This is a genomic window from Streptomyces sp. JN8 (assembly GCF_055808075.1).
The window spans coordinates 490,367-511,103 of the sequence record NZ_CM147852.1; the positions used below are offsets into that span (position 1 = coordinate 490,367).

Annotated in this window: 17 protein-coding genes; 7 read left to right on the plus strand and 10 right to left on the minus strand. The window is 76.3% G+C overall.

Features of this window, described 5'->3' with window-relative positions:
- Nucleotides 1–61 precede the first annotated feature (61 nt).
- Both ACY0MR_RS02370 and ACY0MR_RS02375 read right to left on the minus strand, forming a co-directional pair.
- A complete protein-coding gene (locus ACY0MR_RS02370; protein WP_473558719.1) occupies nt 62–1,144 on the minus strand; it encodes a DUF6397 family protein in 1,083 nt (360 codons plus the stop codon).
- A 148-nt stretch (nt 1,145–1,292) separates the two neighbouring features.
- Complete coding sequence (locus ACY0MR_RS02375; RefSeq protein ID WP_361858057.1) at nt 1,293–1,706, minus strand: roadblock/LC7 domain-containing protein; 414 nt, start codon at nt 1,704–1,706, stop codon at nt 1,293–1,295.
- A gap of 175 nt (nt 1,707–1,881) precedes the next feature.
- On the opposite strand from ACY0MR_RS02375, the gene ACY0MR_RS02380 reads away from it, so the two are divergent.
- The gene (locus ACY0MR_RS02380; protein WP_473558721.1) at nt 1,882–2,307 is read left to right on the plus strand and encodes a PPOX class F420-dependent oxidoreductase; all 426 of its coding nucleotides are present in this window, start codon (nt 1,882–1,884) and stop codon (nt 2,305–2,307) included.
- Between the two features lie 90 nt (nt 2,308–2,397).
- Here ACY0MR_RS02380 and ACY0MR_RS02385 read toward each other — a convergent pair whose 3' ends face one another.
- The 5 genes from ACY0MR_RS02385 to ACY0MR_RS02405 are packed head-to-tail and all read right to left on the minus strand — an operon-like array spanning nt 2,398 to nt 7,838.
- Nucleotides 2,398–3,027: a GTP-binding protein gene (locus ACY0MR_RS02385; RefSeq protein ID WP_388799874.1), complete on the minus strand. Its 630-nt coding sequence runs from the start codon at nt 3,025–3,027 to the stop codon at nt 2,398–2,400.
- Nucleotides 3,008–3,424, minus strand: a complete 417-nt coding sequence (locus ACY0MR_RS02390; protein ID WP_361858066.1) for a DUF742 domain-containing protein — start codon at nt 3,422–3,424, stop codon at nt 3,008–3,010. Before ACY0MR_RS02390 ends, ACY0MR_RS02385 begins: the two co-directional genes overlap by 20 nt.
- Nucleotides 3,425–3,438: 14 nt before the next feature.
- Nucleotides 3,439–3,873, minus strand: coding sequence for a roadblock/LC7 domain-containing protein (locus tag ACY0MR_RS02395; RefSeq protein WP_361858069.1), 435 nt, complete (start codon nt 3,871–3,873; stop codon nt 3,439–3,441).
- Nucleotides 3,870–6,956, minus strand: a complete 3,087-nt coding sequence (locus ACY0MR_RS02400) for a sensor histidine kinase (RefSeq protein ID WP_473558724.1) — start codon at nt 6,954–6,956, stop codon at nt 3,870–3,872. Before ACY0MR_RS02400 ends, ACY0MR_RS02395 begins: the two co-directional genes overlap by 4 nt.
- Before the next feature lie 54 nt (nt 6,957–7,010).
- Entirely contained in the window at nt 7,011–7,838 is an 828-nt protein-coding gene (locus ACY0MR_RS02405) for an MHYT domain-containing protein (RefSeq protein ID WP_473558726.1), read from the minus strand.
- A gap of 177 nt (nt 7,839–8,015) precedes the next feature.
- Here ACY0MR_RS02405 and ACY0MR_RS02410 point away from each other — a divergent pair, with 177 nt between their 5' ends.
- From ACY0MR_RS02410 to ACY0MR_RS02425, 4 genes are all read left to right on the plus strand, one after another.
- The gene (locus ACY0MR_RS02410; protein WP_388799862.1) at nt 8,016–8,624 is read left to right on the plus strand and encodes a class I SAM-dependent methyltransferase; all 609 of its coding nucleotides are present in this window, start codon (nt 8,016–8,018) and stop codon (nt 8,622–8,624) included.
- Nucleotides 8,625–8,854: 230 nt separating this feature from the next.
- On the plus strand, nt 8,855–10,729 hold the full coding sequence (locus ACY0MR_RS02415) for a bifunctional serine/threonine-protein kinase/glutamate ABC transporter substrate-binding protein (protein WP_473561653.1): 1,875 nt from the start codon (nt 8,855–8,857) through the stop codon (nt 10,727–10,729).
- A gap of 252 nt (nt 10,730–10,981) precedes the next feature.
- Nucleotides 10,982–11,317: a hypothetical protein gene (locus ACY0MR_RS02420; RefSeq protein WP_473558730.1), complete on the plus strand. Its 336-nt coding sequence runs from the start codon at nt 10,982–10,984 to the stop codon at nt 11,315–11,317.
- A 138-nt stretch (nt 11,318–11,455) separates the two neighbouring features.
- Complete coding sequence (locus ACY0MR_RS02425) at nt 11,456–12,532, plus strand: hypothetical protein (RefSeq protein ID WP_473558732.1); 1,077 nt, start codon at nt 11,456–11,458, stop codon at nt 12,530–12,532.
- A 318-nt stretch (nt 12,533–12,850) separates the two neighbouring features.
- Here the strand turns inward: ACY0MR_RS02425 and ACY0MR_RS02430 are convergent, their stop codons facing one another.
- Both ACY0MR_RS02430 and ACY0MR_RS02435 read right to left on the minus strand, forming a co-directional pair.
- Nucleotides 12,851–13,396, minus strand: coding sequence for an MOSC domain-containing protein (locus tag ACY0MR_RS02430; protein ID WP_388799853.1), 546 nt, complete (start codon nt 13,394–13,396; stop codon nt 12,851–12,853).
- An 87-nt stretch (nt 13,397–13,483) separates the two neighbouring features.
- Nucleotides 13,484–14,578 (minus strand): acyl-CoA desaturase, encoded by a 1,095-nt coding sequence (locus ACY0MR_RS02435; protein WP_473558735.1) that lies wholly within the window; start codon nt 14,576–14,578, stop codon nt 13,484–13,486.
- A 431-nt stretch (nt 14,579–15,009) separates the two neighbouring features.
- Between ACY0MR_RS02435 and ACY0MR_RS02440 the strand changes: the two genes are divergently transcribed.
- Nucleotides 15,010–18,045 carry a DEAD/DEAH box helicase gene (locus ACY0MR_RS02440; protein WP_473558737.1) on the plus strand — a complete coding sequence of 1,012 codons (3,036 nt, stop codon included), beginning with the start codon at nt 15,010–15,012 and terminating at the stop codon, nt 18,043–18,045.
- Nucleotides 18,042–19,421, plus strand: a complete 1,380-nt coding sequence (locus tag ACY0MR_RS02445) for an SWIM zinc finger family protein (protein WP_473558740.1) — start codon at nt 18,042–18,044, stop codon at nt 19,419–19,421. Before ACY0MR_RS02440 ends, ACY0MR_RS02445 begins: the two co-directional genes overlap by 4 nt.
- On the opposite strand, the gene ACY0MR_RS02450 is transcribed toward ACY0MR_RS02445, so the two are convergent.
- Nucleotides 19,402–20,709, minus strand: coding sequence for a hypothetical protein (locus tag ACY0MR_RS02450; protein WP_473558742.1), 1,308 nt, complete (start codon nt 20,707–20,709; stop codon nt 19,402–19,404). The two genes, ACY0MR_RS02445 and ACY0MR_RS02450, sit on opposite strands and share 20 nt — an antisense overlap.
- Nucleotides 20,710–20,737: the final 28 nt, after the last annotated feature.

Consider the following 20,737-nt stretch of genomic DNA (forward strand, 5'->3'; position numbering starts at 1 on the left):
CGCACGCCGCGCGGCGCCGTCAGGGCCGGGACCACGTCGGGGCCGTCAGGGCGTCAGGGCGTCAGGGCCAGGACATCGGGCGCTTGCGTCCGCCGACGCGCCCACCGCCGCCCGCCCTCCTGCGCCGGAGCCGGGCGAGGAGCCCGGCGCGGGCCGCCGTCCGGCTCGGCGGTGGTTCGATCCCGGCCGGCCGCGCGGCCGGGACCAGGAAGGGCCCGGGCGGGGTCGACACCGGCGGCGGCGCGAACCGCGCGGGCGGCCCGGAACGTCCGGGCGGAGGAGACGGCGCCGCCGTCAGGACCGGCTGCCGGCGCACGCGGACGGGCACCCGGGCGCCCGGCGGCTCCTCGCCCTCCCGTAGCGGGCCCGCATCGCCCGGATGGGGCGCCGGCCTTCTGCTGCGCGCCTCGTCGAGCGCGAGGGCGAGGCTCAAGCGGTGCCAGAGGATCTCGTCCGGGTCGTCGGCCCGCGCGAGCCGCTCGGCGATGTCGCGCGCCGGCGCCCGCACCGGCGTTCCCGGCGGCTCCGGCGGGCGGAGACGGTCGAGGTGGGCGCGCTCGTACGGGTCGTCGACGACCTCGGCGACCTGGACGGGGTCGAGCATCGAGGCCATGGCGGCGGCCTGCGCCCACGGGTCGTCCGTGGCGCGGAGGAGTACGCCGAGACGCCGCGCACGCCAGTTCCTCGGCCTCAGGTCCTCGTGGGCGGCGAGCCGTTCGCGGAGTTCCGCCGGAAGTCGCCCGCTGAGCAGCGCCGGGCAGGCGCGGCCGAGCGTGGCGACGTCCTCCGCGAGGTACGTCCAGACCACCGCCCGGTAGCGGTTCAGGGAGAACCGCACGGGACTCACGTGCCCCGTCCGGGCGAGCCGGGTGAAGCGCTCGGGCGAGATCTCCAGGAGCGCCGCCGCCTCCGCCGTACCGATCGCGTGCACCCGGTCGCGCAGGCCGGCGGGGAAGTCGGGTGCGGACCTGAGCCGGTCGAGCTCGGCCCGCTCGACCCGCCAGCGGCCGCTCTCCCCCGCCGGCACCGTCCTCACCAGGCCCAGCTGGACCGCGAGCCGGAACTCGTCACGGCCCAGCTCCAGTTCCTGTGCGGCCCGCCCCGGTGTCACCGTCACCGTGCGCGCCCCGTCGTCCACCGCCATGCCGCGGCCCTCCCCCGTACGTCCGTCGTCCTCCGTGTCGCGGGCCGCTCAGGCCCGACACCAAGAACGTAACGCAGAGTGACGGCGGGCGCACCACCTGTGGACAACCGCCTGTGGACAACCCCGGCCCGCCCTGGAGGCCCGGCCGTCAGAACAGGCCGCCCTCCGGGTGCCCGGGCTGCCGCGCCGCCACGCCGAGGTGCTCGCCGACCCGGTTGACCAGCAGCGTCATCTCGTAGGCAACCTGACCGACGTCCGCCTCCGCCGCACTCAGGACGCAGAGGCAGCTGCCCTCGCCCGCCGCGGTCACGAAGAGGAGCGCCTCGTCGAACTCCACCATCGTCTGCCGCGCCCGACCGGCCCTGAAGTGCCGGCCGGACCCCCGGGCCAGGCTGTGCAGGCCCGAGGAGACGGCTGCCAGGTGCTCGGCGTCCTCACGGGCGAGTCCGCTGCTCGCCCCGGTCACGAGGCCGTCGTTCGACAGCACGAGCGCGTGCCGTATGAACCCGACCCGCTGCGTCAGGTCGTCGAGCAGCCAGTCCAGTCCCTTGTCCAACGCCATCAGTGGTCCTCCCCCTGGGTGGTGCGTCCCGGTGACCCGGCTGTCCCGTGGTCCCGTACCGCAGTGGTCCGCCGTATCGCCGCAAGCCTTACGCACTGTCGTGAACAGGGCAAGCACTGCACCACGCCCGCGCGTGCCGACTGCGCCGTGTCCGCGTGTGGCGCAGGATGGGGCCATGACGAGGATGACCGACGATCAGTGGCGGACCTTCGTGTCCGAGGGGACCCGTACCGGCAAGCTGGCGACCGTGCGCGAGGACGGAAGTCCGCACGTGGTGCCGATCTGGTTCCTCCTGGACGGGGACGACATCGTGTTCAACACGGGCAAGGACACGGTGAAGGGGCGCAACCTCGCGCGCGACGGGCGGGTCGCGCTGTGCGTCGACGACGACGCTCCGCCGTTCGCCTTCGTCTCGCTCAGCGGACGAGCCGAACTGAGCAAGGAGCCGAAGGAGTTGCGCCGCTGGGCCGGCCGCATCGGCGCCCGCTACATGGGCGAGGACCGGGCGGACGAGTTCGGGGAGCGCAACGCGGTCCCGGGCGAACTCCTCGTCCGGGTGCGCATCGAGAAGGTCGTCGCCCAGGCCAGCGTGGCCGACTAGGGACCGCGGGGCCGACAACCCCAGCCGTGCGCATTGGGCCCGTGCGGATCGGGCCCGTGCGGATCGGGCCCGTGCGTCGCGTGGGGCCGCTCAGCCGACCGTGTCGAGGAGTCGGGCCGTGTGCATGCGTCCGGCGTACTCGACAAGCCGGATCAGCACCTCCTTCCCGGAGTCGCGGTCGCGCGCGTCGCACAGCACGACGGGGGTGCCCCGGTCCAGGTCGAGTGCGCGGGAGACGTCGGCCGCGCCGTAGGTACGCGCGCCCGTGAAGCAGTTGACGGCCACCACGAACGGGATCTTCCGGTGCTCGAAGTAGTCGACGGCCGGGAAGCAGTCCTCCAGCCGCCGGGTGTCCGCGAGCACGACGGCCCCGAGGGCGCCCTGCGACAGCTCGTCCCAGAGGAACCAGAAGCGGTCCTGGCCGGGGGTCCCGAACAGGTACAGGGAGAGCCCGGAGCGGATGGTGATGCGGCCGAAGTCCATCGCGACGGTCGTGGTGGTCTTCTGGTCGACTCCCCCCGTGTCGTCGACCGACTCCCCCGCCCGGCTGAGCTGTTCCTCGGTACGGAGCGGCCGGATCTCGCTGACCGCGCCGACGAGCGTGGTCTTGCCCACGCCGAATCCGCCGGCGACCAGGATCTTCAGGGCGAGGGCGGTGCTGTCCGATCCGCCGTCCCCGCCGTCGTCCCCGCCGGTGCTCTCAGAGCGCTCGTAGACCATCGATTACTTCCCTCAGGATTCTCTCGTCCGGGAGCTGTGCGGGCGGCACGGGTCGGCTGACCCGTACGAAGCCCGATTCGAGGAGGTCGCCCAGGAGGACCCGGACGACGCCGACGGGGAGGTCGGCGTCGGCGGAGAGCTCGGCGACGGACTGGGTCTCGGCCCGGCACAGCGCGAGCAGGGACCGGTGCTCGGGACCGAGGAGGGACTCCTCGGCCGGTCCTGGCGGATCGTCGTCCACGACGACGAGGGCGATGAGGTCGAACCGTACGTTGCTGGGCCCGGGCCTGGTGCGGCCGCCGGTCATCGCGTACGGGCGCACGAGCGGTCCGGCGTCGGCGTCGTACCACTGGCTGCCCGGCACGGACGGGCCGCCGCCGGTGCTCTCCTCGTTCATGGGACTTCTCCGGGTCAGCCGGCGGCCGGCGGGGTCACCGTGAGCCGCGGCGGGGTGTGCAGGTGCTCGCCGACGCGCTTGACGAGGCGGGCCATCTCGTAGGCGATGAGGCCGATGTCGGCGCTCACCGCGCTGAGGACGGCGAGGCAGGACCCGTCCCCCGCGGCCGCGACGAAGAGGAAGCCGTCGTCCATCTCGACCATGGTCTGGCGGACGCCGCCGGTCCCGAACTGCCGCCCCGCTCCCTTCGCGAGGCTGTTGAAGCCGGAGGCGATGGCCGCCAGGTGCTCCGCGTCCTCGCGGCTGAGGCCGTTGGAGGCCCCGACGGCGAGTCCGTCGTTGGAGAGCACCACGGTGTGGCGGACCTCCCGGACCCGCATGACGAGGTCGTCGAGGAGCCAGTCGAGCTCGCCGGACCGGTGGTGGGAGATCCTCTCGTGGTCGATCATGGCTGGTCTCCTTCGGGGCGGGGGTCGTCGAGGGGGGTGGTGCCGTGACCGGGTTCGTGGCCCGTGCCGGGGCCGAGGGGGCGCCTGCTGCCCGGGGCCGCGCCGCCGCCCCGCCGCCAGCCGTCGCGGTAGGCGGCCATCCGGTCCCGGACCACCTCGGGGGTGCGGGACGCCGGGCCCGGATCGGCCCGCACGGACAGCGGCTCCGGGGCGGGCGCCTCGCGCAGCTGCGGGACCAGGCTCGCCTGGCGCACCCGGCGGGGCAGTTCGCCCTCGGCCTCGTCGCCGTGTCCGGCGTGCCGGGGCCCGGCGGGTCCGGTTCCTCCCGCGGGCGTGCCGGGCTGCCGCTCCCGTGCCGGCGGCGGCACGGAGGGGCCTCGGCGGCGGAGTTCGGTGACCCCGGCGGGCGGCCCCTGTTCCGGCGGCGGTGCGAGGGCGGGCACGACGGTCGGACGCGGCAGGGGCTGCGGGCGCGGGGACGCGGGCGCCTGCGGCGGGACCGGCGGCCGGGAGCCGCTCGCCGCCTCGGGCGGGGTGCCGGGTCGCGGACCGCCCGTCGGCTGCGGGGCGGTCCTGCGGGGTACGGGGACGGGCCCGGTGGGAGCGCCGCCTCCGGCGGTGGGCGGTCCGGACTCCGCGGGCGGGCGGGCGACCTGGGGGCGGCCGAAGCGGCGGGCCTCGGCGCGCTGCGCCTCCTCGCGTTCGCGTGCGGCGCGCGCCGCGTCCGTACGCGGGTCGGCGCCGGGGCGGCCGGGACGGAAGCCGCCGTCGAACCGGTCGCCCGCGGTCCGTTCGTCGCCGCTCTGCCGGTGGTCCGGGCCGGGCTCTCCCCGGCCGGCGACGGGCGCGCGGGGATCGCGCGCCCTCGGGGTTCCGGCGGGCGGCGTGTCGGTCTCGTGGCCGGTCGCGCCTGCGGGCCCGCCCGGCGGCAGGGCGCCCTGGAGGAGGTCGGTCGGGAGCAGTACGACGGCCGTGGTCCCGCCGTACGGGGAGGTGCGCAGCTGGACCTTGACGTCGTGGCGGGAGGAGAGCCTGCTGACCACGAAGAGGCCGAGCCGGTCGCTGTCGAAGAGGTCGAGGGCCTCGGACTGGGCGATGCGGGCGTTGGCCTCGGCGAGGGTCTCCTTGCCCATGCCGAGTCCGCGGTCCTCGATCTCCAGGGCGTAGCCGTTGCCGACGGGCTCGCCGCTGACCCTGACCTTCGTGTGGGGCGGGGAGAACTGGGCGGCGTTCTCGATGAGTTCCGCGAGGAGGTGCGTGAGGTCGGCGACGGCGCCGCCGACGACGGCCGTCTCGGGGAGCCGGCGCACCTCCACGCGCGCGTAGTCCTCGATCTCGGAGACGGCGGCGCGGACGACGTTGGTGAGCGGGACGGGCATCCGCCAGGCGCGGCCGGGGGCGGCGCCGGAGAGGATGATGAGGCTCTCGGCGTGGCGCCGCATGCGGGTGGTGAGGTGGTCGAGCCGGAACAGGTCGCCGAGTTCGTTGGGGTCGTCGGCGCGCCGCTCCATGCTGTCCAGCAGGTTGAGCTGGCGGTGGACGAGGACCTGGCTGCGCCGGGCGAGGTTGACGAAGACGCCGGAGATGCCGCTGGCGAGTTCGGCGCGCTCGACCGCCGCGGACAGGGCGGCTCGGTGGACGGTGGTGAGGGCCTCGCCGACCTGGCCGATCTCGTCCTGGGAGAGGGTGCCGGGCGGGGCCTCGGCCTGGACGTCGATGTCCTCGCCCGCGCGCAGCCGTCGCATGGCGGAGGGGAGTTTGCCGTGGGCGATGCCGAGTGCGGTGTTGCGGAGGCTGACGAGTTCGACGACCAGGCCGCGGCCGATGCGGACGGAGATGACGAGGGAGGCGGCGACGGCCGCGAGGCCGAGGACCACCGCCGCGCCGCCCGCGGTGAGGACTCCGCCGGCGACGGGGTCGGCGCGGTCGGCCGCGGCGGTGCGGGCGTCGGTCTCGATCGCGGTGAGTCCGGCGCGTACGGCGGCGAGGGTGTCGTCCCAGTCGGCGCTGGGGACGGCCTGGGCCGCGGGGCGGCCGGGGTTCGCGGCGCGGATCAGGTCCTCGGCCCGGGTGAGGCGGGCGTGGTCTCCGCCGGCGGCGAGCCGGTCCCAGGCGGCGCGGTCGGCGGCGGGCAGGTCGGCGGTGGCGGAGGCGGTGAGGGTGCGGCGGGTCTCCACGGCGCCGGAGAAGGCGCGGAGTCCCCCGTCGGTGAACCGGCCGGTGAGGTGGGCGACGGTGAGGAGGGCGTCCTCGCGGGCCAGCATCTCGCCGGCCCGGCCGAATTCCAGGAGCACGCGCGCGTCGGAGCCCTGCCGGGTGTCCTGGATGCCGGTGAGGGCGCCGCCGACGGCGAAGGCGGCGGAGACCGTCGCGGTGTACTCCTCGTACACCTGGTCGCCGTCGGCGCGGCCGTCGACGGCGGCGGTACGGAGCCGGGCGAGGCCGGCGACCTTGCCGACGAACGCGCTGACCCGCTGTCCGACTCCGGCGGGGAGGTCTCCGGTGTCGCCGACGGTGTGGGTGTCGTCCAGCCGGAGGCGGTCGACGGCCTCGTCGGTGCGGCGGATGCGGTCCTTGAGCTCGGCCGACCGGGTGGCGCCGGGCGCGGCGACCTGCCGTACGGCGGCCCGCCGTTCGTCCTGGAGGGCGGCGAGGGCGTCCGTCACGGGCAGCCGGATCTCGGCGTCGACGCGCTGGAGCTGGCGGAGGCGGGCGACGTCCTGGGCGGTGGTGACGGTGGCGAAGCCCCACAGGGCGAGGAGCGACACGACGGGGACCATCAGCAGCGAGACGATCTTGGCGCGGACGGTGCGGGGCCGCAGGCCGCGCCGCGGGTCCGGGGTTCGGGTGCCGTGCGCCGCGGCGGCGGAGGGACCGCCGGTGGTACGGCCGGTGGCGAGGAGGGCGCGTGCCCCGGGGGCGGGGCCCGCCGCGTGTCCCGCGCCGGCGGTGCGCGCGGGGGTGTCTGGGGCGGGTCCGCCCTGCTCGTCGGCAGGCGGGCCGGCGTGTGCGCGCCGCCCGCGCGCGGCCGCCGACGGCGGCGCCGGCGCCTCTGCGTCGTTGGTCCTGCGGGGAGTTCGCATGGCCTCCTCGTTCCGGCTGCGGCGGTCTCTGGTGCGCGGCGTGCGGGGTCGGGTTCAGCTCGTGGGGGTGCGGAGGGGCGGGGCGGGGTGGAAGCCGGGGGGTGCGACGTCCACTGCTCGCTCGTCGGTGAGGCGGCCCGCCGAGGCGTAGGCCGCCCGTTCCCCGGCCGTCGGCGAGAGGGCGACGAACGCGGAGGTGATGAAGAGGTAGGAGCCGAGGCCGACGGCGAGCGGGAAGATGAACTGCATGACGGTGGCGCCGGGAAGGGGCGCGGCGGAGGGGGCCACGTCCACCCGCACGGCGAGCATGCCGGTGTAGTGCATGCTGCTGACGGCCGCGCCCATGACGAGCGAGGCGACGGCGACGGCCGCGGGCGCGTGGATGTGGAGGGCCGCCCACAGGGCGGCGGTGGCGGCGACGACGGCGATGACCACGGAGAGTCCGACGAGCAGCGGGTCGAAGCGGACCTCGCCGTGGAGCCGGAGGGCGGCCATCCCCAGGTAGTGCATGCTCGCCACGCCGACCCCGGTGGTGAGTCCGCCGATCAGGAGGGAGCGGACCGGGTCCCGTCCGTAGCCGACGACGAACACGCCGACGCCGACGACGGCCATCGCGACGACCAGGCTGAGGATGGTGAGCGGGACGTCGTACCGGATGTCGGTGCCGGTCACGCCGAAGCCGAGCATCGCCACGAAGTGCATCGTCCAGATGCCGGTGCCGATCGCCGAGGCGGCCGTGAGCAGCCAGTTGCGGCGGGAGCGGCCGGTCGCGTCGAGGGCGCGGACCGTGCAGCGCAGCCCGAGGGCGGCGCCGACGCAGGCCATCGCGTACGACAGTGCAGGTGTCAGCCAGCCGAAGGTGGCGTGGTCCAGGTGTCCCATGGCTCCGGGACGCTAGTGCGCATCGGGGGGCGCATCTGGGGCGCATTTCGAAAGCTGATGGAATATGACAGGGAGCTGATCCCGAACGATCGCACCGCGCTCGAACGTGTACGCAGAGAGTGCGCACCACATGTGCACATGGGGCGGTCACTCCTCCGGGTGCGGAATCATGGGCTCATGACCGACGACCCCACACACGTCCGAGAGTTCTTCGGCGCCCGCGCCGCCGACTGGGACAGCCGCTTCCCCGACGACGGCCCCGCCTACGCGGCCGCGGTGGAGGAGCTCGGCCTGCGCCCGGGTGACGCGGTGCTCGACGCGGGCTGCGGCACCGGGCGCGCCCTCACCCCGCTCCGCGCCGCCGTCGGTCCGTCCGGCACCGTGCTGGGCGCCGACCTCACGCCCGAGATGCTCGAACGGGCGGTCGCCGCGGGGCGGGGCGGCACGGAGGGCACGGCGGCGCTGCTGCTCACCGACGTCGGACGGCTGCCGGTCCGGGACGGCGTCCTCGACGCGGTCTTCGGGGCGGGGCTCGTCTCCCACCTCGCGGACCCCGTGGCCGATCTGCGCGAACTCGCGCGCGCCGTACGGCCCGGGGGCCGGCTCGCGCTCTTCCATCCGATCGGCCGGGCGGCCCTCGCGGCCCGCCACGGCCGCACGATCACCCCGGACGACCTGCGCGCGGAGCCCCGCCTCCGCCCCGTACTCGGCGAGGCGGGCTGGCGGCTCGTGCGCTACGTCGACGAGGACGCGCGCTACCTGGCCCTGGCCGTCCGGGAGGCCTGAGGGCCCGGCCGACCGCGCCACCACCCGTGTGCCCGAACGTCGATGCGACCCCGCGGGTCTCTTGGCGCATCCCTTCGAACGGGCGGTGAGCCCCCTCCCCGATCCGGCCGGAGCTGCCCTCCCGATGTGGCAGAGTCGGAGCGGACCGGCCGGTCCGACGGAGGGGGCTGTGAGTGGCGCGGGTGGTCGACGATCGGTTCGAGCTGGTGGAACGGCTCGGCGGGGGCGGCATGGGCACCGTGTGGCGGGCACGCGACCTCGCCCTCCACCGGGACGTGGCCCTCAAGGAGGTCCGCCCGCCCGACCCCTCGCTGGCCGAGTACGACCCCGGGGCCGCGAGCGAACTCCGCGTCCGGGTGCTGCGCGAGGCCCGGGCACTCGCACGCGTGGCGCACCCCCACGTGGTGACCGTCCATCACATCGTGGACGGCGGCGAGGGCACGTATCCCTGGCTCGTCATGGAACTGGTGCCCGGCGGTTCGCTCCAGGACCGCCTCGACCGCGGCGCCCTCTCCGTCGGCGAGGCCGCGACGCTCGGACGCGGGATCCTCGCGGGGCTGCGGGCGGCGCACGCGGCGGGCATCCAGCACCGGGACGTCAAACCGCCGAACGTGCTCATCCGGCCCGGCGGACAGCCCGTCCTCACCGACTTCGGCATCGCGGCGATCCACGGGGCGACCGCCCTCACCGCCGCCGGCTCCATCATCGGCACCCCCGACTACATGGCGCCCGAACGCGTCAGGGGCGAGGAGGGCGGCCCGGCCGCCGACTTCTGGTCGCTGGCCATGACCCTGTACGTCGCGGTGGAGGGCCGCCATCCGCTGCGCCGGGCGAACACGCTCGCGACGCTCGCCGCGGTCCTCGGCGAGGACGTCCCCCCGCCCCGGCGGGCCGGCGCCCTCACCGGAGTGCTGACCGCCGTGCTCGTACGAGACCCGGCGGCGCGCCCCGACGGCGAGGCGCTGGACCGGATGCTCGCCCGCGCAGAGGAGACGGCCGGCACGGCCGCCCCGCGCGAGGAGCGCGGCCCGACCCCCCAGCCGTCCCGCCCGAGGCCGGGGCGGGCGCCGGAGGACCGCGTCCCCCGCGAGGCCGGGCACCCGCAGCGCCCGCTCGTCGATCCCGCCGCGAACACCGCCACAGCCCCCTCCCCCGCGCCTCCACCGCCGGCGGGCGGGCTCCCCGCGGGCCCCAGGCGGCGCGGCGGCCTGTACGCGGCGGCCGGGGTGGCCGTCGCCGTCAGCGGCGCCCTCCTCTGGAACCTCCTCCCGCTCGGCGGCGGCCACGACGGCGACGAGGGGAGGCCGGGCGGTCAGGGTTCCTCCGCCTCGTCGTCGCCCTCCTCGGGCGCCTCCGGGGCGGCGCCGACGGGAAACGGCGGCCCGATCACCGTCGGTATCAAGTTCGACCAGCCCGGACTCGGCTTCAAGAACACGGACGGCACCTACGCCGGTCTCGACGTCGACGTGGCGACCTACGTCGCCCGCGCGCTCGGCCACGATCCCGCCGACATCGTCTGGAAGGAGGCCGTGAGCGCCACCCGCGAATCGCTCCTCACCGGCGGCGAGGTCGACCTCGTCGTGGCCACGTACACGATCACCTCCGCCCGGGACCAGAAGGTCGACTTCGTCGGCCCCTACTTCACCGCCCACCAGGACGTCCTGCTCCCCGCGGACGACACCTCCGTCACCCGCCCGACGGACCTCAACGGCCGGAGGGTCTGCGCGGTGACCGGCTCCACCAGCGCGCTCCGGATCAGGACGTCCCTCGCCCCCCAGGCACAGGTCGTGAACCGTGACACCTACGGCGCCTGTCTCGCCGACCTCGACTCGGGTGCCGTCGATGCCGTCACCACCGACAACACGCTCCTCGCCGGTTACGCGGCGCGCGACCCGTACAAGGGCCGCTTCAGGCTCGCCGGCTTCGACGCGAGCGACGAGCCGTACGGCATCGGCGTCCCGGAGGGCGGCGACGCCAAGGGCGCCATCCGGCGGGCGCTGGAGAAGATGATCGCCGACGGCTCCTGGAAACGGGCCGTCGAGCGCAACCTCCCCCTGCTCAAGGACGCCGCCCCACCCGGCCGGCGGGGCACCGCGGGCGGCTAGGGCCCGTTCCGCCCCGCCGGAAGGGCGGGCCTCGGCGTCCCGCAGGCCCGCCCTTCCGGCTCCTGTCCGTCGGGCACATCCCGACACCCCGTCGGCCCGCCGTTCCTGATCCCGCAGGCCGGCGTGCCGCGGCCAGGACCGGCAGGGCCGCCCGGGGCTTCCCGAACGGCCTCAACGCACCCTTCTTTCCGGGCACTTCACTGACTACCGTGGATCGTGCCGGGCAGTCGTGCCCGGGAGAGGCGGTGCGGCGTGGCACGGGTACCCGCAAGACTGCGCAAGCTCCTTCCGTCCGCCCGGCGGACACCGGAGGCGGCCCTGCCGGCGCCCCCGCGCCCCCGGCAGGGGCACAACCTCTTCGAGGCCGCCGCCGAGTACGTGGCCGCGTGCGCCGAGGACGATCCGGCCCGCGCGGAGGAGGCGGCGAGCCGCGTCTCCCCCGGGATGCTGTCGTTCGGGGTCAACGAACTGGCCTGCCGTGCGCTCCTCACCCTCGCCCGGGAGCGGAACGAGTCACCGGGGACGGTGGCCCGCTCGCTCCTCGGTCTGCGGGAGCGGCCGGCGCCCCGCCCGGCGGCCGACGCGTAGCGGACACGGACCGGGGCGGACGCGAGCGCGGGAGTCCCGGGCCGAGCCGCACGGCGATGCAGGTCACGACGCGCGGCTCTGGACAGGCCTCCCTACTCACTGGTTAAGGTGCGCCGACAACCAGATGGGGAGGCATGCGTGGCTGGGACGGACCCGATCGCCGAGGCCGAGGTCGAGGGCGCTGCCGACGCGCTGTACGTGCTGACCGCGGCACTGCTGACGCCCGCGCGCTTCCCGAGCGTCCTCGGCGACGACTACCCGGCGGCCTGCGCCGCACTCGGACTCCGGCCGGACGCGGAGGGCTACGGCCTCGTGTTCGGCCAGGACGGGCTCGGCGCCCGCTGGACGGTGGTCGTCGACGACGTGTCGCTGGTCGCCGTGGCCATCGCCTCCTGGGACTGCGGCATGGCCTACGACCTGTCGCCCGACGAGGACTCGGTGGTCGCCGGGCTGCCGGGCTGGCCCCTCGCGGTGGTCACCCGCGCGCCCGGCGTGCCGGACCCGCACGACCCGGAACCCCAGGAAGGCGATCCCGCCCCGCTGGTACCGCCGTCCGGCGATGTCTGGGGGCCCGCGCAGCGGCGTCTCGGTGCCGACGAGGTGGGGCGCCACTGGGCCTCCTGGCGCAGCCAGGTGACGGACGACGAGCCGACGGCCGCAGCCGCGGCGGCGACGACGGCCGGCGACCGGACGGCAGAGCCTTCCGGGGGCCCGGCCCCGTCCACGACCGCCACCCCGCCCGAGCGGTCCGCGGCACCCGCGCCGGCCGTCGCACCCGCGGCCGTCCCGGGCGAGGCCGCGCCCAGGCCCATGACCTGGTTCGAGAGGCCGTCCCGCGCACGGGCGACGCCCGCCCCGGCGCCGCAGGCGCCCCCGGCCGCCGAGGCGACGGGAGCGGACCGGTCCGACGCGGCCCCGACCGCGGACGCCGCCTCCGACCCCTACGCGGGAGTCCGCCGGGCCCTCGACCAGCTCCGCGGCTATCTGGAGGAGCCCCCGCCGGTCGGCCGGGTCCGGTCCTCCGGCACCGAAGCGGACGGCGGCGTACGGACGCTGCGCGCGGACGGCCCCGGCTGGTCGCTGGTGGCGCGGCCCGACGACATGGCGTTCGTGCTCCTCGACGAGCTGCCGGGCGAGGTCATGCCGGTGGCCCGCGGCCCGCGGCTGCCGGCGCTGCTGGAAGGGCTCGACGCGATGGCCGTCCGACCGACCTGACCGTCCCCCGGGCGGATGCCGGCCTCGACCGCACCCCGGGGCGACTGACGGTCTCCACCGCGCCCCGGGGCGGCCGGCGGTCTCCGCCGCTCCCCGAGCGCGTACCGCTCTCCACCACACCCCGGGGCACGTACCGGCCCTCACCGCCCCCGGGGCACGTACCGGCCTCCGCACCCCCGGGCACGTACCGGCCTCCACCGACCCCGGGCACGTATCGCCGACCCACGTGCCGTGCCCGCCCCGGCCCTCACCGAGCCGTGCGCCGGTCGTCTCCGGGGCGCGCCCGCGTGCCGGCGCCGGCGGGCCGCGGCGCGCGGGTCAGACCTTCTCCAGCGGCCGGTGCGGGCCGACCGGCAGCTCGACGCGGATGGGGTCGCCGGGGCGCACGTCGCCGCCGGTCAGAACGACTCCCATGATCCCGGCCTTGCGCACGACGTCGCCGTTCTCGTCGCGGCCGAGCACCTGCTTGAGCAGTCCGTGCCGGAAGGCGTCGATCTGGGCGCACGGGTTGCGGAGCCCGGTGATCTCGACGACCGCCTCCGCGCCGAGGTGCAGTCGCGCGCCCGTCGGCAGGCCGAGGAGGTCGATCCCCCGGGTGGTGACGTTCTCGCCGAGGTCGCCGGGGGCGACCTCGAAGCCCGCTCCGGCGACCTCGTCGAAGAGCTCCGCGTGGATGAGGTGGACCTGGCGCAGGTTCGGCTGGGTGGGGTCCTGGGCGACGCGGGACCGGTGCTTGACCGTCACGCCCGCGTGGACGTCGCCCTCCACCCCGAGCCCGGCGAGGAGGGTGATGCCCGCCCGGTTGGGCTTCGTGAACGTGTACGTGCCGTTGCTGCTGACGGTGGTGACCGTGCCGTCGCTCATGGCGAGGGTTCCCCTTCTCCGCTCCCCGGCGGACCGGAGCACCGACCGCCGAACCGATGATCACATCGGATGTGACCGTCAGCGACCCTACTCGGCCGCCTCGGAGCGCAGGGGTGCCCCCACGTCGTGCAGATGACCGAGGGCCTGGCGGTACGAGTCGACGAAGCCGGTCTCCGTGTACGGGATGCCCAGGGCCGCGCAGTGCGCACGGACGGCCGGCTGGGCCAGGCGCAGGTGGGGTCGCGGCATGCTGGGGAAGAGGTGGTGCTCGACCTGGTAGTTGAGGCCGCCCAGGAACCAGTCGGTCAGGGCTCCGCCCCGGATGTTGCGCGAGGTGAGGACCTGGCGCCGGAGATGGCCCCAGCTGTCGCCGTCGGCGTGCTCGTCGGGCCGTTCCATGCCCTTGTGGTTGGGGGCGAAGGCCATGCCCAGGTGCACCCCGAGCAGCATCTGGTGGACGAGGGCGAAGACGAGCGCCTGAAGGGGGGCGAGGAAGGCGAGGAGCAGGGCGGTGTAGCCGGCGAAGTGGGCGAGGAGCAGGGCGCCTTCCACGAGCCGGTCGCTGCGGGTGCGGCAGGGGCCGTCCTTCGCGAGCAGCGCCCGTACGCCGTACACCTTGAGCGCGATGCCCTCCAGCGTCGTCAGCGGGAAGAACAGCCAGGCCTGGTGCCGGGTGAGGAAGCCCCGCAGTCCGGTGCGGCCGGTCGTCTGGTGCTCGGCGAAGACGAGGATGTCGGCCGCGACGTCCGGGTCCTTGTCGAGGTGGTTGGGGTGGGCGTGGTGCCGGTTGTGCTTGTCGTTCCACCACTCCCGGCTCATGCCGAGGAGGAGGTTGGCGTGGACGAGTTGGAGGATCCGGCCGGCCTTGCGGTTCGCGGTGATCTGCGCATGGCCCGCGTCGTGGCCGACGAACGCGGCGCGGGCCGAGAGCAGCGCGAGGGGGAGGGCGAGGGGCAGCGCCCACCAGGAGGGGCCGATCAGGGCGAGTGCGACCACGACGGCGCCGATGCCGAGGAGGTTGACCGCGATGCCGCGGGCGTACCAGCCGGGGCGGTGTTCGAGAAGTCCCTGCGACCTGACCAACCGCAGGAGCGGGGTGAACTCGCTGCCGCCCCCGGCGCGGGCGGGCGCCGCGGCGGCGGGTGCGGCGGCGGCCGGGGGCAGGACGGTGGCCTGGGACATGGCGGGCTCCGGTTTCTGTCGGTCGGAAGGGTCGGTGCCACCGCCGGAAGGGGCGGTGGCACGGTCGAGGGGGTCGGCCGCGCGCGGGGGTGGTGGTGGCGTGGTGTGGTGTGGTGGGCGCGTCCCGGAGACCGGGGTGACGGGCGGGACGGGGCGGCGCGTCGCGGTGCCGGGGCGGCGGACGCGGCTGGTCCGGCGCCCACCGAGAACGTACGGATCGGCCCCCTGCCGGAGCCATGGCGTCACCACCCGACCCGGGGAGGGGGCGCGCCGGGGGCCGGGGGTGGGGGGATCCCCACCCCCGGCGGCGAGGGGTCCCGACCTCGGAGGCGGGTGTGGTGTGGATCACGCCCGGAAACATCCACGTTCCGGCCGGGTGGTGAGGTACCCTCGGCCGCTCGGACGTCAGGTAGTCAAATTTGAGGAATGCGTTGTCGCTGTCGCACGGACCCGATGAACTCGCCCGCCACTCCGTCGTCTTCCTCCCCGCCGAGCCGCCCCGCGCGGGCCTGATCGCCTTCTGGTCGCCGGAGGACGACGACCCGGATCCGCCCACCGGCGCCGGTTCGGACGCCGCCGGTGTCGACACCGTCGAGCCCGCGGGCGGCGACACCGCCGGAACCACCGCCCGCACCGTCGTCGACATCACGGTCGTCGACGGGGAGACCCTCCGGCCGGTGGCCGTTCCCGCGCGTGTCCTCCCCGTACGGGACGCCCTGCCGCTGCTCGCGCGGGCCCGCTTCTCCGACGACGCGTCGCCTTCGAGCGCCTTCTGGGGCGCCGCCGTGCTCCTCGCCCTCGACCTCGTCTCCCGCGGTCTGCTGCTGCCCGGCCTCACCCCGGGTGACCTCGACGCCTGGCGCGCCGGTCCGCTCGGCCCCGAGGAGCTCGCCGCCCTGCGGACGCTCGCGGCATCGATGCCTCCCGAGGCCCACGCCGTACCCCTCTCGCCGGACGAGCCGCTGCTGCTGCCCGAACCCGAGGCGCTGCTGCGGGCGTTCGCCGACGCCGTGGCGGACGCCCTCCCCCGCACCCCGGCCGCGCCGCTCGCCGCGGGTGGTCCCGCCTTCGCCGCCGACGCGCCGCATCCGATCCCCGAACAGCGGGCGTGGGCCGCCGATGTGGCGGCGGTGCACGACGCGGGCGTCCGGCTCTCGCTCCGGCTCGAACTCCCGGGCTTCACCGCCGAGTCGGAGAAGGCCCCGGACTTCCGCGCGGTCCTCCAGCTGCGGGGGGTCGCCGACCCGACCCTGGTGGCGGACGCGGCCGAGGTGTGGGCCGGCTCGGGCCGGACGGCGGCCGCCTTCGGCCCCCGGGTCCGCATGGACGCCCTCCTCGCCCTGCGGCGCGCCGCCCGTGCCTGGCCGCCGCTCGCCCCGCTCCTCTCGGCGGCGGTGCCCGACACCGTCGGACTCGACGACGAGGACGTCGCGGAACTGCTCGGCACGGCGGGCCGGGCCCTGGCCGCCGCGGGCGTCCAGGTGCACTGGCCGCGCGAACTCGCGGACCGGCTCACGGCCAGTGCCGTGGTCGGTCCCCTGGACGGCGCCGCGACGGACGGACCGGACTCCGCCCGCGCCCACGACGGGACCGCTGACCACGGATCACCCGCCGGGACGGCCGGCGCCGGAGGGGTCGACGCCATGGCGCCCGGCCCCGACGGGGCGCCGGACGAGGGACGTTCCGCCGGGGGCCTCCCGTCCTTCCTCTCCGCGAACGCCCTGCTCGGCTTCAACTGGCGCTTCGCCGTCGGCGGCCAGGAGCTGACCCGCGCCGAACTCGACCTCCTCGCCGAGGCCGGGCGGCCGCTGGTCCGCCTGCGCGACCGGTGGGTCCTCGTCGACCCGGCAGAGGTGCGCCTGGCCCGCTCCCGGCAGGACCGCCCGGTGACCCCGGTGGAAGCCCTCTCGGCCGTCCTCACCGGCACGACGGAGGTCGACGGCCGGCCCGTCGAGGTGGCGGCGAGCGGCTGGCTGGAGCGGCTGCGGGAGCGGATCGCCGACCCGGAGGGCGGTCGGCCGCAGGTCTCCCAGCCCGCGGCGCTCACCGCGACGCTGCGCGACTACCAGCTCCGCGGACTCGACTGGCTGCACCGGATGACCTCGCTGGGTCTGGGCGGCTGCCTCGCCGACGACATGGGCCTCGGCAAGACCGTCACGGTCATCGCGCTGCATCTGCACCGCCAGACCGACCCCGCCTCCGCCGGTCCCACCCTCGTCGTGTGCCCGACCTCCCTCATGGGCAACTGGCAGCGCGAGATCGGGAAGTTCGCACCCGGCACACCGGTGCGCCGCTTCCACGGCGCGACCCGGGACCTGGAGGGGCTCGCCGACGGCGACGTGGTCCTCACCACCTACGGGACCATGCGCCTCGACGCGGCGCGGCTCGCCGGGCGGAACTGGGGTCTCGTCGTCGCGGACGAGGCGCAGCACGTCAAGAACCCGTACTCGGCGACGGCACGGCAGTTGCGGACCATCGGGGCACGCGCACGCGTGGCGCTGTCCGGCACTCCCGTGGAGAACAACCTCTCGGAGCTGTGGGCGATCCTCGACTGGACCACTCCGGGGCTGCTCGGCACCCTGGGGGCGTTCCGGACCCGGTTCGCCGCCGCGGTGGAGGGAGGCCGGGACCCGGCCGCCGCCGCCCGACTCGCGGCACTGGTCCGCCCGTTCCTGCTGCGCCGCCGCAAGTCGGACCCCGGCATCGCGCCCGAGCTGCCGCCGAAGACGGAGACCGACCGGACCGTCTCCCTGACACCGGAACAGGCCGGCCTCTACGAGGCGGTGGTGCGGGAGACCCTGGCGGCGATCGCCGAGGCCGACGGCATGGCGCGGCGCGGTCTGGTCGTCAAGCTGCTGACCGGGCTCAAGCAGATCTGCAACCATCCCGCCCAGTACCTCAAGGAGGACCGGCCGAGGATCGAGGGCCGCTCGGGCAAGCTGGAGCTCCTCGACGAACTCCTCGACACCATCCTCGCCGAGGGGGCGTGCACCCTCGTGTTCACCCAGTACGTGGGGATGGCCAGGCTCCTGGAGGCGCACCTGGCGGCGCGCGGCGTGCGGACGCAGTTCCTGCACGGCGGTACGCCGGTCGCCGAGCGCGAGGCGATGGTCGCCCGTTTCCAGTCGGGCGAGGTCCCCGTCTTCCTGCTCTCCCTCAAGGCGGCCGGTACGGGGCTCAACCTCACCCGGGCCGAACACGTCGTGCACTACGACCGCTGGTGGAACCCTGCGGTGGAGGCCCAGGCCACCGACCGCGCCTACCGGATCGGGCAGGACCGCCCGGTGCAGGTGCACCGGCTGATCGCCGAAGGAACCGTCGAGGACCGGATCGCCGCCATGCTCGACCGCAAGCGGGAGCTGGCGGACACGGTCCTGGGCACCGGCGGCGACACCCCGCCGGAGCTGACCGAACTGACCGACGCCGAGCTGGCGGAGCTCGTACGACTGCGGGGTGACGCGCGATGAGCGGGTACGGACACGAGGGTGACGAGCGGACGTTCGCGGCGCTCCCGCCCGCGCGGGGCGGGTCCTTCGCCCGGACCTGGTGGGGGCTGACCTGGCTGAAGGCGCTGGAGGACACCGCGCTCGACGGCCGGCAGCTCAAGGCCGGACGGCGGCACGCGCGCGCGGGAGCGGTGGGGGCGGTGTCGGTGCGGCCCGGGCGGATCACCGCCGTGGTGCAGGACCCCGACGGCACCGCGCACCGCAGCGACGTCCTGGTGCGGGAGTTCTCGGCGGAGGAGTGGGAGCGGCTGCTGGACCTCGCCGTCGACAGCGCGGGCCACATCGCCGCGCTCCTCGACCGGGAGATGCCGCCGCATCTGGTGGAGGACGCGGCGGCCGCCGGCCTCGACCTGCTGCCGGGGATCGGCGACCTCGAACCGCAGTGCGGCTGCGAGGCGTGGGACCACTGCCCGCACACCTCGGCGCTCTGCTACCAGGTGGCCCGGCTGCTCGACGAGGACCCGTTCGTCCTGCTCCTCATGCGGGGCCGTGGCGAGCGCCTCCTCCTCGACCAGTTGCAGGAGCGGAGCGCCTCCCGGGCTGCGCGCGGCGGTCGGGGGGCGGAGGGCGCCCCGGTCGCGGAGACGGCCGGGCAGGTCGGGGGGATGCCGGGCGTGTCGGCGGAGGAGGCCTACGCGGCGGGGTTCCTGGTGCCGCCGCTGCCCGCGCCTCCGGTCGCCCAGCCCGCGCCGGGCCAGTCGCCGTCCCTGGAGGCGGAGACGGACCCGGAGCCGGGCGTCGACCCGACGGCACTGGAGTTCCTCGCGTCGGACGCGGCGGGCCGCGCACACCGGATGCTGGTCGAGGCCCTGGCGGCCGGGGACCCGCCCGGCGGAGCGCCGCCGAGCGGGGCACGGGACGTCCGTACCCCGGCGGGCGGGTCCGGCGTGTCCCCGGCGCCGCCGACGGTCGCCCAGGACGCGGTGCGGCTCGCCGCGGGCTCCCCCGTGCCGTGGATCACGGCACGGCTGACCGCGGGTTCCGGCCGGACGCGCACGGAGATGGACCTCGCCACGCGCGCGTGGCGGTTCGGAGGCGCCGCCGCCCTCGCCGTACTGGAGGAGGAGTGGACGCCGGACGCCGAGGCGCTCGCGTGGGCGGGAGCGCGGCTCGCGGAGGCCTGGGAGGACGACGAGCGTCCGGTCCTCCGGCGGTCCGCCGGCGCGCGCTGGACGGTGGTGGGGGCGGAGGCGCAGCTGCGGCTCGGGGAGGACGGGCGCTGGTGGCCCTATCTGAAGGACGGTGCCCGCTGGTCCCCCGCCGGGCCCGCGGACCGCGACCCGGCGACGGCGCTGGCGACGGCCCTGTCCTCCGCGGCTACTGGAGCGGCCGGCTGAGGGTGCCGCCGCCTGTGGCGGCCAGACTGCAGGCGACGGCGTCCGAACCGAGGAGGTAGCTCGTCCGGTACGGGTACTGGACGAAGGTGGTCCAGCGCGTACCGATCGGCTGCCGCGCGGCCTTTCCGCGCAGGGGTGCGCGGCAGAGCAGCGCGGCCGCCTCGCGGATCGCCGTGTCCGTGGCGTGGCGGCCGGTCAGCCGGAGCCGCGCGACCAGCTCGGCGTGGTGCGGCGTGTCGCACGACCGGCGGACCGCCGTGCCGGGCGCGCCGCGGTCGATGTCGAAGCACTCGCCGACGCGCAGCGCCTCGAAGGAGACCGGGCGCGGCGCGGCGCCGCCCTGCGTCGCGGGTCGGGTCCGCCGGGGTGCGGCGGGGGTGCCACCGGTCCGGGTGGGCGTCGAGGAGGCCTTCCGGGGCTCGCCCGTCCGGCGCGGGGCGGCGGTGCGGGTCGGCGCGGCGGACGCGCCCGCGGTCGGCGTGTCGGCGGCACGGCCGCCGTCCGTTCCGGTGCCGGCGGTCCCCGTGGCGGTCGGCGCCCGGCCGGCCGGCGGGGTGGCCTCGGCGGTGCCTCCGTCGGAACCGACCGGTGACGGCACGCCGATCCGGTCCCCGCCGGGGCGTCCGCCGGCGGACGGGCTCTGCTCGGTCCCGCCCCGCGCGGCAACGAACGCCGTCGCCACGAGCCCGGCGACGAGCAGCGGGACGAGCGGCACGCCGAAGCGGCGGGCGCCTCTGGCGGCCGGTCCGGGACGGGGCGCGCCGAGGCGGACGAGACGGGGGGACCAACCGCTGTCGGCGCCGGTGGGGGCGTCCGCACCGGCACCGCGGGCGTCGGAGGCGGCTGTCGCGCCGGACGGGCCGGAATGCCCGGGGGCGTCGGAGGAGGCGGACGGGCGGGAAGCGTCGCGGTGGCGGGACTTGCGGGCCCGGTCCGACGCGGCGAGCGCGCCGGTCCGGGGCCAGTCGGCGGGCTCGGCGGGCTCGCCGGTCCGATCTCGCTCTGCGGGCTCGCCGGTCCGATCTGGCTCCGCGGGCTCGCGGGTCCGGTCTCGCTCGGCGGGCTCGCCGAACCAGGCCGACTCGGCGGGCTCGCCGGGCTCGTAGGCCCGGTCTGACGCGACGGGCTCGCCGCACCGGGGCGAGTCGGCGGGCTCGCCGGAGCGACCCGACTCGACGGATCGACCGGACCCGTCGAGGGCTTCGGGCAGCGGGGCGGGACGGCCGAGCGGTTCGGGCTCTTCGGGGCGGCGGTCGGGCGGCGGGGCGGGAGTGGACGGGTGGGGCACGGGTTCAAGGTTCGCCGCTCCGCGGCTC

Coding starts and splice junctions, on each gene's coding strand:
- ACY0MR_RS02435 (WP_473558735.1), bottom strand. CDS start 14,578: ATGTCCCAGGCCACCGTCCTGCCCCCGGCCGCCGCCGCACCCGCCGCC.
- ACY0MR_RS02415 (WP_473561653.1), top strand. CDS start 8,855: ATGGGCACCGTGTGGCGGGCACGCGACCTCGCCCTCCACCGGGACGTG.
- ACY0MR_RS02375 (WP_361858057.1), bottom strand. CDS start 1,706: ATGGCGTTGGACAAGGGACTGGACTGGCTGCTCGACGACCTGACGCAG.
- ACY0MR_RS02410 (WP_388799862.1), top strand. CDS start 8,016: ATGACCGACGACCCCACACACGTCCGAGAGTTCTTCGGCGCCCGCGCC.
- ACY0MR_RS02380 (WP_473558721.1), top strand. CDS start 1,882: ATGACGAGGATGACCGACGATCAGTGGCGGACCTTCGTGTCCGAGGGG.
- ACY0MR_RS02390 (WP_361858066.1), bottom strand. CDS start 3,424: ATGAACGAGGAGAGCACCGGCGGCGGCCCGTCCGTGCCGGGCAGCCAG.
- ACY0MR_RS02405 (WP_473558726.1), bottom strand. CDS start 7,838: ATGGGACACCTGGACCACGCCACCTTCGGCTGGCTGACACCTGCACTG.
- ACY0MR_RS02370 (WP_473558719.1), bottom strand. CDS start 1,144: ATGGCGGTGGACGACGGGGCGCGCACGGTGACGGTGACACCGGGGCGG.
- ACY0MR_RS02385 (WP_388799874.1), bottom strand. CDS start 3,027: ATGGTCTACGAGCGCTCTGAGAGCACCGGCGGGGACGACGGCGGGGAC.
- ACY0MR_RS02395 (WP_361858069.1), bottom strand. CDS start 3,873: ATGATCGACCACGAGAGGATCTCCCACCACCGGTCCGGCGAGCTCGAC.
- ACY0MR_RS02430 (WP_388799853.1), bottom strand. CDS start 13,396: ATGAGCGACGGCACGGTCACCACCGTCAGCAGCAACGGCACGTACACG.
- ACY0MR_RS02445 (WP_473558740.1), top strand. CDS start 18,042: ATGAGCGGGTACGGACACGAGGGTGACGAGCGGACGTTCGCGGCGCTC.
- ACY0MR_RS02400 (WP_473558724.1), bottom strand. CDS start 6,956: ATGCGAACTCCCCGCAGGACCAACGACGCAGAGGCGCCGGCGCCGCCG.